Source organism: Achromobacter xylosoxidans (assembly GCF_014490035.1).
Classification (GTDB): domain Bacteria; phylum Pseudomonadota; class Gammaproteobacteria; order Burkholderiales; family Burkholderiaceae_B; genus Achromobacter; species Achromobacter bronchisepticus_A.
The window spans coordinates 2464655-2479393 of the sequence record NZ_CP061008.1 but is presented as its reverse complement, the minus strand read 5'-3'; the positions used below and the strand labels follow the sequence as shown (position 1 = coordinate 2479393).

Sequence of the window (14739 nt, the reverse complement as noted above, 5' to 3'; positions counted from 1 at the left end):
TGCGGCGGGCATAAGCAAACGGCTACAAATTCTTTGTCAGGCCCGGCCTGGCTTTCTACAGTACGCCCCTTTGCCGCCCCGCGGCAGCCATGTAGAAGCCACGCCATGCCGATCTCCCGTCGAACCTTCATGCTTGCCGGCGCACTGGCGCTGCCATTGGCGCGGCCGCGCATCGCGCGCGCAGCCGCCTGGCCCGAGCGTCCGATCCGGCTCGTCGTCACCTTCCCGCCCGGCGGCGCCAGCGACATCGCCGCGCGCCTCATCGCGCCCGCGCTGGCCGAACGGCTGGGCCAGCCCATCGTCATCGAAAACAGGCCCGGCGCGGGCTCGACCATAGGCGCGAGCCTGGTCGCGCAAGCGCCCAACGACGGCTACACGCTGCTGATGTCGAACTCGGCGCCGCTGTCCATTTCGCCTGCCCTGATGCCGCAAGGCGGATACGACGCGCTCGCCAGCTTCGACCACATCGCCTACCTGGGCGCGGTGCCCGCCGTGTTCGTGGTCCACCCTTCCGTGCCTGTGTCCAGCTTCGCGGAGCTGACCGCCTGGATCCGCGCGCAGGACCAGCCGGTGCAGTACGGCAGTGGCGGACTGGCATCGGTGGGCCAGATCGTGGGTGAGCTGTATTCGCGGCAAACCGGCGCGCGCCTGCAGCACATTCCGTACAAGGGTTCGGGCGCGATGCGCAACGATCTGCTGGGCGGTCAGATCCGCTTCGCGGTGGATGCGCTGCCGCAGAACCTGCCGTTCCTGCGGTCCGGCCAACTACGCCTGCTGGCGGTCACCACCGGCAAGCCGGTGCCGCAGGCGCCCGACATCCCCGCTGTGGGCGAGCTGGGCTATCCGGGCCTGATCGCCGAGAACTTCGTCGGACTGTCCGGACCCGCCGGCCTGCCCACGGCGGTCTCGCAGCGCTTGAACGACGCCATCGCGCAGACGCTGGCCAGCGCCGACATCCGCGCCAGGCTGGAAGGACAGGGCTTCGTCCTGTCGCAAAAATCCCCCGCCGAGTTCACCGATTTCGTCCGTCGCCAGGCCGAAGCCTGGGGACCGGTGGTGCGTTCCACGGGAGCCAGCCTATGAGCGCCCGCCGCATGCTTGTGCTGTTCGGCCATCCGGGCCGCGGCGGCTTCAACGAAGCGGCCCTCCGTGGCGCGGAGCGCGCCGCGCAAGCGGGCCAGCCCTTGCAGCTGGAATGGATCTCCGACCACGACTCCGCCGCGCGCGCCGGGCGCATCGCGCAACTGTGCGACGCCGGCCCGGAGCTGGTCATCGTGCATGGCGGCCAGGGCGATGCCCCCGTGGCCGAGGTGGCGCCGCGCTACCCGCGCACGCAATTCGCCATCACCCAGGGGCACCACACCGCGGCCAACGTCGCGTCATACGAGATCCAGCAGGAGCACTCGGCCTTTCTGGCCGGCGTGTTGGCGGGCCTGCGCGCGGCCAACGGGCGGGCCGCCCATCTGTCCGGCGAAAAAGTGCGGCCCGGCCTGAAAGGCCGCGCCGCCTATGCCGATGGCGTGCGGCGCGTCACGGGCCGGGATCCGCTGACCGCCTTCTGCGGCAACCAGCACGATCCGGCGCTGGGCGCGGCCTGGGCCCGCGCGCTGTCCGCCCGCGACGCGCGCGTGCTGTTCGCCATGATGGACGGCGGCCGCGACGGCGTGACGCGCGTGTGCCGCGAAACGGGCGTCTGGCAGATCGGCAATGTGCTGGACTGGGTGGCGCGCGACCCGCAGGTCTATCTGGCATCGGCGCTGGCCGATTCGGGACTGTGCGTGCAGCGCGCCGCCGCGGACCATGCCGCGGGCGCGCTGGCGGTGGGTCGCGTGACCCGTTACGGCCTGGAGGAAGCCGCGTCGCTGCGGCTGGTGCTGGGCGCGAAGGTCGGCGCGGAAGAACGCCGCGTCCTGGATGAATGGGCGGGGCGGCTCGCAGCGGGAGCGCTGGACATCGCCTCTGACTACAGCGGGCCGGAATTCACGCTGCCCGCGCCGCCCCCTGCCCGCTACGCGGTCGCTTCGAACGCCTTGTGATAGGCCACGTCTCCTTGCGCCGGGCGCGTGTAGGCCTGCGCCATGAAGTACTCGGGCGGCACCCCGGGATAGGTCAGCGCGGGCGTCTGCGCAAAACCGAATCGCGTGTAGTACGCCGGATCGCCCATCACCACGCAGCCCGCCGCGCCCAGCGCCTCAAGGCGCGCCAGGCCGTCCTGGATCAAGGCCGCGCCTATGCCCCGGCCTTGCAGTTCCGGCAGCACCGCGACCGGCCCCAGACCGTACCAGTCCGCCGAGCCGTCGCTGATCACCACCGGAGAAAACGCGATGTGGCCCGCGACGCGCCCGTCCACCCGCGCCACCAGCGACAGCGTCAGCGCGCCGGCCTCGCGCAGCGCGTTCGTGATGTAGCCTTCGGTCTGCTGGCTGTGGGGATTGTCCTTGAACGCAGCCTGCGTCAGCGCGAAGATCGCCTCGCGGTCGTTTGGTGTTTCGGGAAGGATATGCATGCCTCGACTCCTGTAGGCTCAGGCGCAAAGTGTAGCCGGGCATGGTCGCCATTCCGCATTGACGCCTGCCGGCACGGTGGCTACAGTGGCCGGCAGTCCGGCGCCGCGTCATCGCGGCGGCGTGCAGCCCCTTTCCGAACCGCCCGCGGCGCGCCGCGGCCCTACTCTGGACCCTTATGAACAGCTACCGTGTCGGCATCGCCGGCTTCGGCGCCATCGGCCAGGCCGTGGCGCAATCCCTGGACGCCGGCCTGCCCGGCCTGACGCTCGCGGCCATCGCGGTGCGCGATCCCAAGGCCCCGCCGGCCTTCGCCTGGACCCAGGCCACGCCCGCCTACACCACCATCGATGCGCTGCACGAACACTGCGACGTGGTCGTGGAATGCGCCCCCGCCGCAGTGTTCCGCGACATCGCCGAGCCCGTGCTGCGCGCCGGCAAGAAGATGGTGGTGCTGAGCTCGGGCGCGCTGCTGCGCCATGACGACCTGATCGAACTCGCCCGCCAACACCATGGCCAGATCCTGGTGCCTTCGGGCGCCATCCTGGGCCTGGATGCCATCACGGCGGCTGCCGAGGGCGTCATCCATTCCGTCACCATGATCACCCGCAAGCCGGTGCGCGGCCTGCTGGGCGCGCCCTACCTGACCGACAACAACATCGATATCGCGGACATCACCGAACCGCGCCTGATCTTCCGCGGCTCGCCGCGGGAAGCGGCGGTGGGCTTTCCGGCCAATCTGAACGTGGCGGTCAGCGTGTCGCTGGCCGGCATCGGCCCGGACAAGACCACGCTGGAAATCTGGGCCGATCCCTCGCTCGAGCGCAATCTGCACCGCGTCGAGGTCGTGTCCGACTCGGCCTCGTTCTCGATGGAAATCCAGAACATCCCCTCGGCCAATCCCAAGACCGGCCGCATCACCGCGCAAAGCGTGGTCGCCGCGCTGCGCAAGCTGACCGGTCCGCTGCGCGTGGGTACCTGAATCGCGGCGGGCACGGCGCTAGGCCGCCGCCCGCTGCGGCCCGTCCGCCGGGCGCAGGCGCTCACCTGCAGCGCCCGCCCGCGCCATCGGTCCCACCCGCCAGTTCCCCGCGCCATCCAGGTCCAGCCTGTGCGTATGGAACACGTCCAGCGTGCTGCGATGCCCCACGCTGACCAGCATGCATGACGGCAGCGCCTCGCGCAGCAGGCTGTACAGCGCATGCTCCAGCCCTTCGTCGGTAGCGGACGTGGCCTCGTCCAGGAACACGATGGCGGGCCGGTTGTAAAGCACGCGCGCGAACGCCACGCGCTGCTGTTCGCCGATGGAAAGCATGCGCGACCAATCCGCGACTTCATCCAGGCGCCCGGTCAGATGCCCCAGATTGACCCGCCGCAAGGCGTCGGCCAGGCGCGCATCGTCCTCGGGCTGTGCCAGCCCCGGATACGCGACCGCGCCGCGCAAATCACCCAGGGGCAGATAGGGCCGCTGCGACAGGAACAGGGCGGAGGCGCCCTGCGGCCGGCGCACCGAGCCCTGCGCATAGGGCCACAAGCCCGCCAGCGCGCGCAGCAAGGTGGTCTTGCCGCTGCCCGAAGGCCCTTTGATCAGTAGCGCCTGGCCCGGCCGCAAGCTCAGGTTCAGGTCGCGCAGCAGCACCGTGCCGTCCGGGCGCGCCACCTGCACCGATTCGATATCCAGGCCGTCCGGCAGGCTCTCCGTCTGCACCGCAGGCAGCGCGCGCGCGGCCTCGTTGGCGTCCAGAAAGCCATTCAGCCGGTCCAGCGTGGCGCGGTACTGCGCGAAGGTGTCGTAGGAGGTGCGGAAGAACGACAAGGAATCCTGCACCTGCCCGAAGGCCTGCGACGTCTGGATCACGTCGCCCAGCTTGATCGCACCGCTAAAAAAACGCGGCGCCTGCAGGATGAACGGGAACACCACGGCCACCTGGCTCACCGACAGGTTGAAGCCGTCGAATTTCAGCCCCCGGTACACGCGCGCCCACAGGTTGGCGATGTAGGCCGAGAAACGCGTCCACAAGGTGGCGCGCTCGACGTTCTCGCCCTGATAGAACGCCACGTTCTCGGCGTTCTCGCGCAGGCGGACCAGCGCGTAACGGAAGTTCGCCGTCAGGCGCTCGGACAGGAAATTCAGCTTGATCAGCGGGCGCCCGATCTTGAACGCGAACAGCGTTGCCACGATGACGTACAGGTACACCATGAACACCATGGCGCGCGGAATCTCCACCCCCGCCACCGTCAAGGCGCCGGACAGTCCCCAGAGGATGGACGTGAACGCCACCAGCGAGACGACCGCGCTCAGCGCGCCGATCGCCAGCGTGCGCGAACCCGTCACGAACATGGCGATGTCCTGTTCGATGCGCTGGTCGGGGTTGTCGACCGGGGCATCGACGAAATGGCCGCGGTAGTAGGCGCCCGCGCCCAGCCAGTCGCGGGTCAGCCTGTCGTTGAGCCACACGCGCCAGCGGATGTCGAAGGCCTGCCCGGCATAACTGTCGGCCAGGGTACGCACCACGTGCACACAGGCCAGCACCGAAAAGATGCCCAAAAAGCGCCAGAACGCGCTCTGGTCCAGCGCCTGCAACGCGCTGTAGAAGCCGTTGTACCAGAACGAAAACAGCACCGTCATGCGCACGGCGAACATCGCCAGGAACAACAGCAGCGCCAGCGTCAACAGGGGCTGCCAGCTGCGCCTGGGATCGAGATACGGCCGCGCCAGCCGCCAGAACTTGCGTCCCCAATCCGTGTAACGCGCAAGCAGGCCCCCGACCAGCATCAGCGCGATGGCCGAAATGCCGAACGCACGCGCCAGCCAGAGCCCGCTTTCCGCTAGTTGCTGCTGCCAGTTCAGGTCCATGAGTCGATTGCCCTCCGATACGCGCTTCTGGTTAGACGGGACGCGCGCATCGAGTTCCGGCGCGGGGACCGTTTTAAGCCAGGCTTAAGCGTTGCAGCTGGGTGATCGAAAGCCATCTGACAGCCAGCGCGCCGCGGCAAGGCGGCGTACGGCGGCTATCATGGACGCCTGAGCAGCAATACCGGCAGGTAAGGAACCATGGACAAGATCCGGCTAGACAAGTGGCTATGGGCCGCGCGCTTCTACAAGACGCGCAGCCTGGCCGTGCAGGAAATCGGCAAGGGCCGGGTATTGGTGAACGACCAGCCCGCCAAGCCCGCGCGCGAAGTCGCGCCAGGCGATCTGGTCACGGTGCGCAAGGAAGACCCGGCGCTGCATGTGCGGGTGATGGCGATCAGCGGCGTGCGCGGCCCCGCCCCCGTCGCGCGCCAGCTATACGAGGAAACGCCCGAGAGCGCGGCAGCGCGCGAGCGCGCAGCGGAAATGCGCCGCCTGGCGCCCGAGCCCACGCTGGGCATAGAAGCCGGACGCCCGACCAAGCGCGACCGGCGGTTGATAGACCAGATGCGGGGCAAGTAGAGCCTCCGGGGCCGCCGGGGCGCTTACGCATGTCCCGGCCGCATTCCATAACGCTCAAGCGCCATCGTCCGCCAACACCGCCACCGTCTGCACGCTGGTGTATTCCAGCAGCCCTTCCAACCCGTTCTCCACGCCCAGGCCCGACTGCTTGCGGCCGCCGAACGGCACGTCCGGCGACATGGCGTGGATATGGTTGATCCATACCGTGCCGGTTTCCAGGCGCCGCGCGATGGACCGCGCCAGCGCCAGGTCCTTGGACCATACCGACCCGCCCAGCCCGTAGTCGGAGTCATTGGCGCGTTGGACAACGTCGTCGATGTCCCGGTATTTCAGCAAGGGCAGCACCGGTCCGAACGCCTCTTCCACCACGCTGCGCGCGTCGTCCGGCGGATTGTCCAGGATGGCGACCGGCACGAAATAGCCCTTGCCCTGGGGCACATCGCCGCCCGCCAGAAAGCGCACGCCGTTGCGATGCGCGTCGGCGATGAGATCCTTGACCCGCTCGTACTGCGGACGGTTCTGGATCGGCCCCAGACCGGTCCCCGGCTGCGCGCCATCGCCCATGACGACGCCCCTGGCGTGTTCCACCAACGCCGCGGCGAACTCGTCATAGATGGATTCGTGCACATACAGCCGCTTGGTGGCCAGGCAGAACTGCGAGGAATTGCGGAATGCTCCCCAGAACAGCTTGGCGGCCGTGTCGCGCACGTCCACATCCGGCAGCACGATGGCCGCATCGTTGCCGCCCAGCTCCAGCGTGATGCGTTTGAGCCTGCCGGATGCGCTCTGCATGACGCGCCTGCCCGTCGCGGTCGAGCCGGTAAAGGCGATCTTGTCGATGCCCGGATGCTCGGTCAGCCAAGGTCCCAGCCGGTCCCCGCCGCACACCACGTTCAGCGCGCCTGGCGGCAGCAGGTCGCGAAACAGCTCGCCCATCTTCAATGAAGTCAGCGGCGTGAACGGCGACGGCTTCAACACGACGGTGTTGCCCGCCAGCAAGGCCGGGGCGATCTTCCAGATGGCCAGCGTCATCGGAAAATTCCAAGGTGCGATCGCCGCCACCACGCCGATAGGCACATGGCGCGTCTCGAACACGCGGCCCGCGCCGTCGTCCAGCCGCGCCGCAGGCAGATCGCGCGCCGCGGTCGCGCGCAGCCAGGCGACGCAACGGCCGACCTCGGCGCGCGCGTCGGCGTGGGGCTTGCCCTGCTCGCGCGTCAGCAGGCGCATGAAGCCTTCGGTGTACTCCTCCAGCCTGTCTGCCATGGCAAGAAGCGCGGCCTGGCGCCGTGCCAGGGACGTCTCGCTCCATGGCGCAAAGGCGCGCCTCGCGGCCGCGACTGCTTCGTTCAACTGCGCCAGCGACGCGTCCGGCACGGTGGCGATGCGTTCCTCCGTGGCGGGGTTGAGCACATCGAAGGTTTGCACCGACGTTTCCGCGCGGCCATCCACCGTCATGGAATAGCCGGAATCCAGATTCAGCTGCATGGTTCTATGCCTGTTTCGCGTTGGGTTGATCGGGACAGAGGACCTGGCGCCCCACCACGCGGCCGGCCGCCAGATCGAGAAGCGCTGCCTGAGCCTCCTGCAGGCAGCGGCAGGAAATCGGAATGGCGCGCGGCCCACGCTCCCGCACCAAGGCCATGAGTTGCTGCAGTTCGGCCAGCGTGCCGATGTAGGATCCTTCGATGCTGATGGCGCGCATGGGCACCAAGGCCGTCGACAGCGGCAACTCTCCGCCGAACAGCCCGATCAGGATCAATTGCCCGCCCTTGGCCAGCAGATCCATGCCCTGCTTCACCGTGCTTGCCGCGCCCACGCAATCGATCACCGCCCAGACCTCGCCCGCGGCGCGCCGAACCTCGTCCAGCGCGCTGGCGGCGTGCGCGTCCACGGCCAGGCTGGCGCCAGCGGCCAGCGCGGCGCCCCGGCGCGCGCCATCGGGTTCCAGCACGATCACCCGCGGGCATCCCAAGGCGCGCAGCAAGCTCACGCACATGAGGCCCAGGCCGCCTGCGCCGACCACCACGACCGCCTCCGCCTGCAGCACCTCCGGCGCAATCTTGCGGATGGCGCTATAGGACGTCAGGCCCGAACATGCGTAAGGCGCGGCCTGCTCGGGCCGCAGGTCGCCGATTTCGATCAGGTAGCGGGCGTCCGGCACCAGGATGTGGTCGCTATAGCCGCCCGGCCGGAAGATCCCCAGGAAGCGCGGCGCGGCGCACAGGTTTTCGCGCCCGCGCCGGCAGACCTTGCAGTCGCCGCAACCGATCCACGGATACACCAGATAGCGCTGTCCCGTGGTCACCCCATTCGCGTCTGGCCCGGCGGCGACCACCACGCCTGCCGTCTCATGGCCCAGGGTCAACGGCAGCGTGACGCCGCGCTGCTCCACGCGCAGGCGCTTGTCGCCGCCCAGGTCGTAGTAGCCCTCCCACGTATGCACGTCGGTGTGGCACACGCCCGCGGCAAGCACCCTCAGCAATACCTGCGCTCCCCGCGGTTCGGGCGCCGGGCGCTCGATCGGGACCAGCGGCTGGCCAAAGGCGGTTACGTCGTAGCTGATCATCGCATCACCTGCTTGATCAAGGGGCAGCCGCCGCGGTCCTCTGGCCGGAATGCGACGTCGCCCGGGATGACCGCAACCTGCTTATACAGATCCCACTCGCTGCGGGATTCCTCCGGCTTCTTCACTTCGAATAGGTACATGTCGCGCACCACCCGCCCGTCCGCGCGCAACCGTCCGTTGCGCGTCATGAAGTCGTTGATGGGCGTCTCCCGCATCTTGGCCATGACGGCGTCGGCGTCCTTGGTGCCGGCCGCCTTGACCGCGTTCAAGTAATGCAGCACCGCGCCGTAGGTGCCGGCCTGGGTCATGGTCGGCTTGCGTCCGACCTTGTCCTGGAAGCGTTGCGACCAGGCCCGCGTGGCGTCGTTCTGGTCCCAGTAGAACGCCTCGGTCAACAGCAGCCCCTGGCCCAAGGGCAGCCCGATGGACTTCACGTCCGACAGGAACGCCAGCAGCGCCACCAGCTTCTGCTGGCCGCCCGGCCGGCCAATGCCGAAGTCCGCCGCCTGCTTGATCGCGCTGATGACGTCGTTGCCGCCCAGCGCCAGGCCGATGATGCCCGCTTTGGAAGCCTGCGCCTGCAACAGATAGGAACTGAAGTCCGGCGTATTCAGGGGCGACCGCACCGCCCCCAGCACCTTGCCGCCGTTCTTCTCGATGACCGCGGAGGCATCGGCCTGCAGCGCGTAGCCGAACGAGTAATCCGCGGTCATGAAATACCATTTCTTGCCGCCCTGCGCGGACACCGCCGCGCCCGTACCGTTGGCCAGCGCGTAGGTATCGTAGGTCCAGTGGACGGTATAGGGCGAGCACGCCTTGGCGGTCAGCTCCGACGTCGACGCGCTCGTCACCATGACGATCCTTTTCTTCTCGCGGCCGAGTTCGCTGATGGCCAGCGCCAGCGCCGACGTGGGCAGATCGGTGACCATGTCCACGCCATCCTGGTCGAACCAGCGCCGCGCCGCCGCGCTGGCGACGTCGACCTTGTTCTGGCCATCGGTGTACACCAGTTCGACCGGCTGGCCCAACACGCTGCCGCCGAAATCCTGCACGGCCATGCGCGCGGCCTCCACCAGCCCCTTGCCGCCGATGTCGGAGTACGCCGAGCTCATGTCCGCCATGACGCCGATCTTCACTGGGCCGCCGGCAGGCTGCGCTTGCACGCCTGCTGCAACGAGTGCGGCGCCCGCCAACGCGTACACCGTTTTCACGATTGCCATCGATATGTCTCCGTTATGAGTAAACGCCATTTGCGCAGCAACTGGCCTATTGCCCCGGCACGAGTCCTTTTGTATCGTAGGCACGCATTTTTCAGCTTCGTCCAAAGCGACGATTTTCGTGTTGCTTGCGGGTTTCCCCGAGCCGGCGGCGCGCAATCGTTCCTCACCCAACAGGCAGATCATGCGCCCTATGTTTTCGCCCGGACATGCGCTGGCCAGCGGCAAGCTCGGCGTCCCCGCTGCCCACCCCGACCATATCCCGCGTGTATCGCTGTGCGCGCAAATCTGCGCGCCCGGCAGCCCCAGGGTCGTCCTCGCGCGCGGCCCCGCCGGCTACGGCAAGACCACGCTGCTGGCTCAGTGCCAGACCCGGTTGAGCGCGCAATCCGTGCACGGCGCCTGGCTGACGCTGGACCGCGGCGATAACGATCTGCCGCGCTTTCTGCGATGCCTGACCGCCGCGCTGGAGCCCCTGGCCGCGCCGCCCGGGGCGCTGGCCGACCTGGAGGCCGACGACGCGCTGGCGCTCGCCCTCATCGAAGCCATCGCCACACAGACCGCTCCCTTTGCGCTGGTGCTGGACGAGTTCGAGGCCATCGTCGCGCCAGGCGTGCTGGACTTCGTGCAGAACCTGATCAACCGCCTGCCGCCGCAGGGCCGGCTGCTGATCGGCTCGCGCCATGCCACCGGCCTGGAACTGGGACGCTTGCGGGCCGACGGCCGGCTGCTCGAAATCGACGCTGCCCAGCTCTGCTTTTCGCTGGAGGAGACCACCCTGTTCTTTGCCCGGCGCAACCCTGTGGTCACACGCGCCGAAATCGGCCAGCTTCACCACAAGACCGAAGGCTGGATCGCCGCGCTCTGGCTGGCCTGCGCCTCGCTGGCGCGGCAGGACTCCGCCGCGGCGTTCATCGAACGCTTTTCGGGCAGCGACCAGTCCGTCTCCGACTATCTGGCCCAGGATGTTCTTGCCGGACAGACGCCCGAGTTGCGGCGCTTTCTGCTGCGTACCAGCATCCTGAAGCAACTGAACGCGGCGCTATGCCAAGCGTTGCTGCCGGACCTGGACTGCGGTCGCATCCTGCGCGAACTCGAGGACGGGCAGGTCCTGCTGTCGCGCTCCTCCGCGGACGCGGCTCAATACCGCTACCACGGCCTGTTCGCGAGCCATCTGCAATCCACACTGCGGCAGCAGGATCCAGCGGACATCCCCGCGCTGCATCTGGCGGCGTCCCGCTGGTACGCCGAGCAAGGCCGTCCCGTTCCTGCCATCGATCACGCCATCGAAGGCGGCGACTTCGAGCACGCCCTCGCTTTGCTGGGTACAAACGCGGAAGCGTTGCTGGCCGAGGGGCGCATGCGGCTGCTCTCCCGCTGGTTCGCGCAGTTGCCTGCGGCCGTCCTGGCCCGCCGCCCGGCCCTGCAGGCGGTGCAGGTATGGGCAACCTGTTTTACCCGGGGCGCCAGCGAGGCATCGTTGCAGCTGGACGAGTTGAGACTGGCCCGCAGCCCCGATCCCGACGTCCGCGCGCACGTGCAGGCGCTGCGGCCCTTGCTGCTCTCCATGACCGACCGCCACGAAGAGGCCTACGCGCTAGGCATGCCTGGCATCGCCGCGGCGGCGAACGCGTCCACCTTCGCGGCAACCGCCCTGGCCAACGCCATGGCCAACGTCGCCGCCGTGCTTGGCCGCTACCAGGAAGCGCAACGGCTGCTGGACGCCGCCCGCCGCGCGCAGAGCCTGGCCGCCAGCGCTTTCAATCAGATGTACTCCGAAGCGGTGGAAGGCATCATCGATCTGCAGGAGGGGCGCATGCGCCAGGCTGGCGCGCATTTCCGCATGGCCGTCCACGCCACCCGCAAGGGCGCGTACGGCCAGGCCAACGGCAACGCCTGGGCCGGCGTGCTGTACGCGGCCGGGGTTTACGAAGCCGGCGATCTGGAGCAGGCCGCCCGGCTGTTGCGCGTCTACGTGCCTCTTGGGCGGGACACGGGACACCCGGACCACTTGATACTCGGCTATGTGATGCTGGCGCGCATCGCATTTCTGTCGGGCGACATCGTGCAGACCTTCTATCTGCTGGGCGAACTGGAATACCTCGGCCATCAGCGCCGCCTGCCCCGGATCGCCGGCAGCGCGCGCGTGGAGCGCGCGCGCGTGCTGCTGCTGCAAGGACATCCGCAGGCCGCGCAGGACGAGCTCAAACGCGCGGAAGACAACGATCTGTGGGCTCGCATCGAAACACTGCGCCTGCCCTCCAACGACTTGCTGTACCCGCGGCTGGGGATGCTGCGCGTGCAGTCCTACACGGGCAAGCCCGAGGATGCGTTGCGCCAGCTGGATGCCGACATTGCGTGCGCCGTATCGTCCCGCCGCATCCGGCGCGCCTACAAATTGCAAATGTTCCGCGCCGTCGCCCTGGCGCGCGCAGGCGAAGAGGCGCAGGCCCACCAGCAGTTGGCAACCTTGCTGGACACCGCGCAGGCCGAGGGGCTATGCCGCGTACTGGCTGACGAAGGCGGCGCCTTTCTCTCGCTGCTGCCGCGCTTCTTTTCGTCGACAGACGGCTGCGCATGGTTGAATGGCTGCGCGTCGGCCCAAGCCTGGCTCAACCGCTTCCAACGCCATGCCGGGATGCCCGCGGACTCCAGCCCGGCCACGCCAGCCGCCGAGCGCGCGCCGGCCGAGGCTTTGACAGCCAAGGAACTGAACGTGCTGCGCCTGGTTGCGGACGGCCATTCCAACAACGCCATCGCCCAGCGCCTGTTCGTGTCCGAAAGCACCGTGCGCACCCATCTGCGCAACCTGAACGTAAAACTGTGCGCCGACAGCCGCACCCGCGCCGTGGCCCTGGCGCGCGAAGCCGGTCTGCTGTAGGGCCGGGACTGGCTGGCCTGCCGGCGATTAAGATAGGGACTTTTGCGCGTGTCCATCATGAAAAGCAGTTCTACAGGCGGCCTGGTCTACTCCACCGACGGCGGCCGCATGTGCCCCGAATGCCGCAAGCCGCTGGCGCAGTGCCTGTGCAAGCAGACCGCCCGTGCGGCCCCCGCCGGCGACGGCGTGGCCCGCGTGTCGCGCGAAACCAAGGGCCGTGGCGGCAAGAGCGTCACCGTGGTCAAGGGCGTGGCGCTGGACGGCGCGGCGCTGAACGCGCTGGGCAAGCAGCTGCGCAACGCCTGCGGCTCCGGCGGAACGGTAAAGGACGGCGTGATCGAGATCCAGGGCGACCACTGCGAACGCGTCATGGAAACCCTGCAAAAACAAGGCATCCGCGCCAAGCGCGCGGGCGGCTGACACCGACGGAGCAACAGCAATGACCGAATCCCAAACCAGCGCCGTCGCCAGTTGGCACGCCCATGTGTATTTCGACGCCGCCAGCCGCGACGCCGCGCACGCCCTGCGCGAACGGATCGCCGCGCGCTTTGCCGGCCAGATGGAGCTGGGGCGCTTCCATGAGCGCCCCGTCGGCCCGCATCCCCAGTGGAGCTACCAGATTGCCTTCACGCCCGAGCGCTTCGCGGAGATCGCCACCTGGCTGACGCTGCACCACGGAGCGCTGGATGTCTTCATGCATCCCAACACCGGCGACTCCCTGCGCGACCACCGCGACTGCGCCGTGTGGATCGGCCGCAGCCACACCCTGAACCTGCAGGCGCTGGGCGCCTGAACCGCTACAGCGCGCGGCCCACGATCAGCGAATCCAGCGCCATCATGGGATCGCTGCTCTTGCCTTCGTATGGCAGGCGGCTGAGCACGTAGCGCATCGCATTGATCCGCGCGCGCTTCTTGCAGTCGGACTTGACCACCACCCAGGGCGCGTCGGCCGTGTCGGTATGCGCGAACATGGCTTCCTTGGCGCGGGTGTAGTCGTCCCACTTGTCCAGCGAGGCCAGGTCCACCGGGCTGAGCTTCCACTGCTTGAGCGGATGCACCTTGCGCTGCAGGAAGCGGCGGCGCTGTTCTTCCTGGCTGACCGAGAACCAGAACTTGATCAGGTGGATGCCGCTGCTGACCAGGTGGCGCTCGAAATCCGGCACCTGGCGCAGGAAGTCCAGGTATTCGTTCTGGGTGCAAAAGCCCATCACGCGCTCGACGCCGGCGCGGTTATACCAGGAGCGGTCGAACATGACGATCTCGCCCGCGGTCGGCAAATGCTGCACGTAGCGCTGGAAGTACCACTGGCCCTTTTCCGTGTCGGAAGGCTTTTCCAGCGCGACCACGCGCGCGCCGCGCGGGTTCAGGTGTTCCATCATGCGCTTGATGGTGCCGCCCTTGCCGGCGGCGTCGCGGCCTTCGAACAGGATCACGACGCGCTGGCCGGTGGCCTTGACCCAGGCCTGCAGCTTCAGCAGTTCGACCTGCAGGCTGTACTTCTGCTTTTCGTAGTTACGGCGCAGCATGCGGTGGCGATAGGGATAGATGCCTTCGCGCCAGTCCGCGGCCAGCTCATCGTCGGGATTGCGGCGCGTGCGCGGCGCCGCCGAATTGGCTTCCAGCAACGCGCGGTGCACGGCCTGCGCATCGTCCGGCGACAGTTCCTCGATGACCGAGCGCAGCGCCTCGCGCGCCTGGGCCGGCGCGCTGACGTTGTAGCGGCGCGCGATGTCGGCCAGCACGGCGACGGTTTCCTGACGCGCGGCGTCCTGGCGGGCGACGACTCGCTTGCGCACATCGAGGGCCGGCTCGGCAGCGGCGGCGGCCGATACGGGGTCAACCGGCGCGGGCGCTCCCGCCGCGAGATCGCCCGCCGCGGGAGCGCCCGCCGCGGGATCCACCGCGGCAGGCGCCTTGGCCGCGCGCGGCCTGCGGCTGGTGGTTACCGGCGTGACGACCGTCTTGACCGCCGGCCTCTTGGAGGCGCTGGCGGTCCGCTTGGCCGCGCGCTTGCGCGGCGTGTCGGCTACGGCTTGTTCGGTGGCTGGGGGGGTCTTGTCTGTCATCGATCCTGTCCTCGCTGCGCTGATCGTCCTGTCCGCGCCGGCCAGGCTTGCGCCTGCGGCCTCAGT

13 protein-coding genes are annotated in these 14739 nt (G+C 68.6%); 7 read left to right on the top strand and 6 right to left on the bottom strand.

Annotated elements, in window-relative coordinates; genetic code table 11:
* The first annotated feature begins 105 nt into the window (after nucleotides 1-105).
* Entirely contained in the window at nucleotides 106-1083 is a 978-nt protein-coding gene (locus tag IAG39_RS11650) for a Bug family tripartite tricarboxylate transporter substrate binding protein (RefSeq protein WP_118934611.1), read from the top strand.
* Complete coding sequence (locus IAG39_RS11645; RefSeq protein ID WP_118934609.1) at nucleotides 1080-2036, top strand: BMP family ABC transporter substrate-binding protein; 957 nt, start codon at nucleotides 1080-1082, stop codon at nucleotides 2034-2036. Before IAG39_RS11650 ends, IAG39_RS11645 begins: the two co-directional genes overlap by 4 nt.
* Here the strand turns inward: IAG39_RS11645 and IAG39_RS11640 are convergent.
* A complete protein-coding gene (locus tag IAG39_RS11640; protein WP_118934607.1) occupies nucleotides 2009-2506 on the bottom strand; it encodes a GNAT family N-acetyltransferase in 498 nt (165 codons plus the stop codon). The two genes, IAG39_RS11645 and IAG39_RS11640, sit on opposite strands and share 28 nt — an antisense overlap.
* A gap of 176 nt (nucleotides 2507-2682) precedes the next feature.
* On the opposite strand from IAG39_RS11640, the gene IAG39_RS11635 reads away from it, so the two are divergent.
* Entirely contained in the window at nucleotides 2683-3486 is an 804-nt protein-coding gene (locus IAG39_RS11635) for an aspartate dehydrogenase (RefSeq protein WP_118934605.1), read from the top strand.
* Between the two features lie 18 nt (nucleotides 3487-3504).
* Here IAG39_RS11635 and IAG39_RS11630 read toward each other — a convergent pair whose 3' ends face one another.
* Nucleotides 3505-5361 carry an ABC transporter ATP-binding protein/permease gene (locus IAG39_RS11630; protein WP_118934603.1) on the bottom strand — a complete coding sequence of 619 codons (1857 nt, stop codon included), beginning with the start codon at nucleotides 5359-5361 and terminating at the stop codon, nucleotides 3505-3507.
* Between the two features lie 198 nt (nucleotides 5362-5559).
* On the opposite strand from IAG39_RS11630, the gene IAG39_RS11625 reads away from it, so the two are divergent.
* Nucleotides 5560-5940 (top strand): RNA-binding S4 domain-containing protein, encoded by a 381-nt coding sequence (locus IAG39_RS11625; RefSeq protein WP_118934601.1) that lies wholly within the window; start codon nucleotides 5560-5562, stop codon nucleotides 5938-5940.
* Nucleotides 5941-5994: 54 nt separating this feature from the next.
* Here the strand turns inward: IAG39_RS11625 and IAG39_RS11620 are convergent, their stop codons facing one another.
* Genes IAG39_RS11620 through IAG39_RS11610 form a run of 3 tightly spaced genes read right to left on the bottom strand, consistent with a single transcriptional unit; the run spans nucleotide 5995 to nucleotide 9729 of the window.
* Entirely contained in the window at nucleotides 5995-7428 is a 1434-nt protein-coding gene (locus tag IAG39_RS11620; RefSeq protein ID WP_187524048.1) for an aldehyde dehydrogenase family protein, read from the bottom strand.
* Nucleotides 7429-7432: 4 nt separating this feature from the next.
* Nucleotides 7433-8509: an alcohol dehydrogenase catalytic domain-containing protein gene (locus IAG39_RS11615; RefSeq protein WP_118934599.1), complete on the bottom strand. Its 1077-nt coding sequence runs from the start codon at nucleotides 8507-8509 to the stop codon at nucleotides 7433-7435.
* The gene (locus IAG39_RS11610) at nucleotides 8506-9729 is read right to left on the bottom strand and encodes an ABC transporter substrate-binding protein (RefSeq protein WP_118934597.1); all 1224 of its coding nucleotides are present in this window, start codon (nucleotides 9727-9729) and stop codon (nucleotides 8506-8508) included. The genes IAG39_RS11615 and IAG39_RS11610 overlap by 4 nt, the downstream gene beginning before the upstream one ends.
* A gap of 181 nt (nucleotides 9730-9910) precedes the next feature.
* Between IAG39_RS11610 and IAG39_RS11605 the strand changes: the two genes are divergently transcribed.
* The 3 genes from IAG39_RS11605 to IAG39_RS11595 are packed head-to-tail and all read left to right on the top strand — an operon-like array spanning nucleotide 9911 to nucleotide 13400.
* Nucleotides 9911-12607 carry a LuxR C-terminal-related transcriptional regulator gene (locus IAG39_RS11605; protein WP_223283496.1) on the top strand — a complete coding sequence of 899 codons (2697 nt, stop codon included), beginning with the start codon at nucleotides 9911-9913 and terminating at the stop codon, nucleotides 12605-12607.
* A gap of 57 nt (nucleotides 12608-12664) precedes the next feature.
* Complete coding sequence (locus tag IAG39_RS11600) at nucleotides 12665-13027, top strand: translation initiation factor Sui1 (RefSeq protein WP_059372849.1); 363 nt, start codon at nucleotides 12665-12667, stop codon at nucleotides 13025-13027.
* Between the two features lie 19 nt (nucleotides 13028-13046).
* The gene (locus IAG39_RS11595; RefSeq protein ID WP_059372634.1) at nucleotides 13047-13400 is read left to right on the top strand and encodes a DOPA 4,5-dioxygenase family protein; all 354 of its coding nucleotides are present in this window, start codon (nucleotides 13047-13049) and stop codon (nucleotides 13398-13400) included.
* A 4-nt stretch (nucleotides 13401-13404) separates the two neighbouring features.
* Here the strand turns inward: IAG39_RS11595 and ppk2 are convergent, their stop codons facing one another.
* On the bottom strand, nucleotides 13405-14673 hold the full coding sequence (gene ppk2 / locus IAG39_RS11590; RefSeq protein ID WP_187774098.1) for a polyphosphate kinase 2: 1269 nt from the start codon (nucleotides 14671-14673) through the stop codon (nucleotides 13405-13407).
* Nucleotides 14674-14739 lie beyond the last annotated feature (66 nt).

What these genes read in the sequence shown, in the direction of transcription:
- IAG39_RS11650 (WP_118934611.1), top strand. Translation starts at nt 106, where the DNA reads ATGCCGATCTCCCGTCGAACCTTCATGCTTGCCGGCGCACTGGCGCTG.
- IAG39_RS11645 (WP_118934609.1), top strand. Translation starts at nt 1,080, where the DNA reads ATGAGCGCCCGCCGCATGCTTGTGCTGTTCGGCCATCCGGGCCGCGGC.
- IAG39_RS11640 (WP_118934607.1), bottom strand. Translation starts at nt 2,506, where the DNA reads ATGCATATCCTTCCCGAAACACCAAACGACCGCGAGGCGATCTTCGCG.
- IAG39_RS11635 (WP_118934605.1), top strand. Translation starts at nt 2,683, where the DNA reads ATGAACAGCTACCGTGTCGGCATCGCCGGCTTCGGCGCCATCGGCCAG.
- IAG39_RS11630 (WP_118934603.1), bottom strand. Translation starts at nt 5,361, where the DNA reads ATGGACCTGAACTGGCAGCAGCAACTAGCGGAAAGCGGGCTCTGGCTG.
- IAG39_RS11625 (WP_118934601.1), top strand. Translation starts at nt 5,560, where the DNA reads ATGGACAAGATCCGGCTAGACAAGTGGCTATGGGCCGCGCGCTTCTAC.
- IAG39_RS11620 (WP_187524048.1), bottom strand. Translation starts at nt 7,428, where the DNA reads ATGCAGCTGAATCTGGATTCCGGCTATTCCATGACGGTGGATGGCCGC.
- IAG39_RS11615 (WP_118934599.1), bottom strand. Translation starts at nt 8,509, where the DNA reads ATGATCAGCTACGACGTAACCGCCTTTGGCCAGCCGCTGGTCCCGATC.
- IAG39_RS11610 (WP_118934597.1), bottom strand. Translation starts at nt 9,729, where the DNA reads ATGGCAATCGTGAAAACGGTGTACGCGTTGGCGGGCGCCGCACTCGTT.
- IAG39_RS11605 (WP_223283496.1), top strand. Translation starts at nt 9,911, where the DNA reads ATGCGCCCTATGTTTTCGCCCGGACATGCGCTGGCCAGCGGCAAGCTC.
- IAG39_RS11600 (WP_059372849.1), top strand. Translation starts at nt 12,665, where the DNA reads ATGAAAAGCAGTTCTACAGGCGGCCTGGTCTACTCCACCGACGGCGGC.
- IAG39_RS11595 (WP_059372634.1), top strand. Translation starts at nt 13,047, where the DNA reads ATGACCGAATCCCAAACCAGCGCCGTCGCCAGTTGGCACGCCCATGTG.
- ppk2 (WP_187774098.1), bottom strand. Translation starts at nt 14,673, where the DNA reads ATGACAGACAAGACCCCCCCAGCCACCGAACAAGCCGTAGCCGACACG.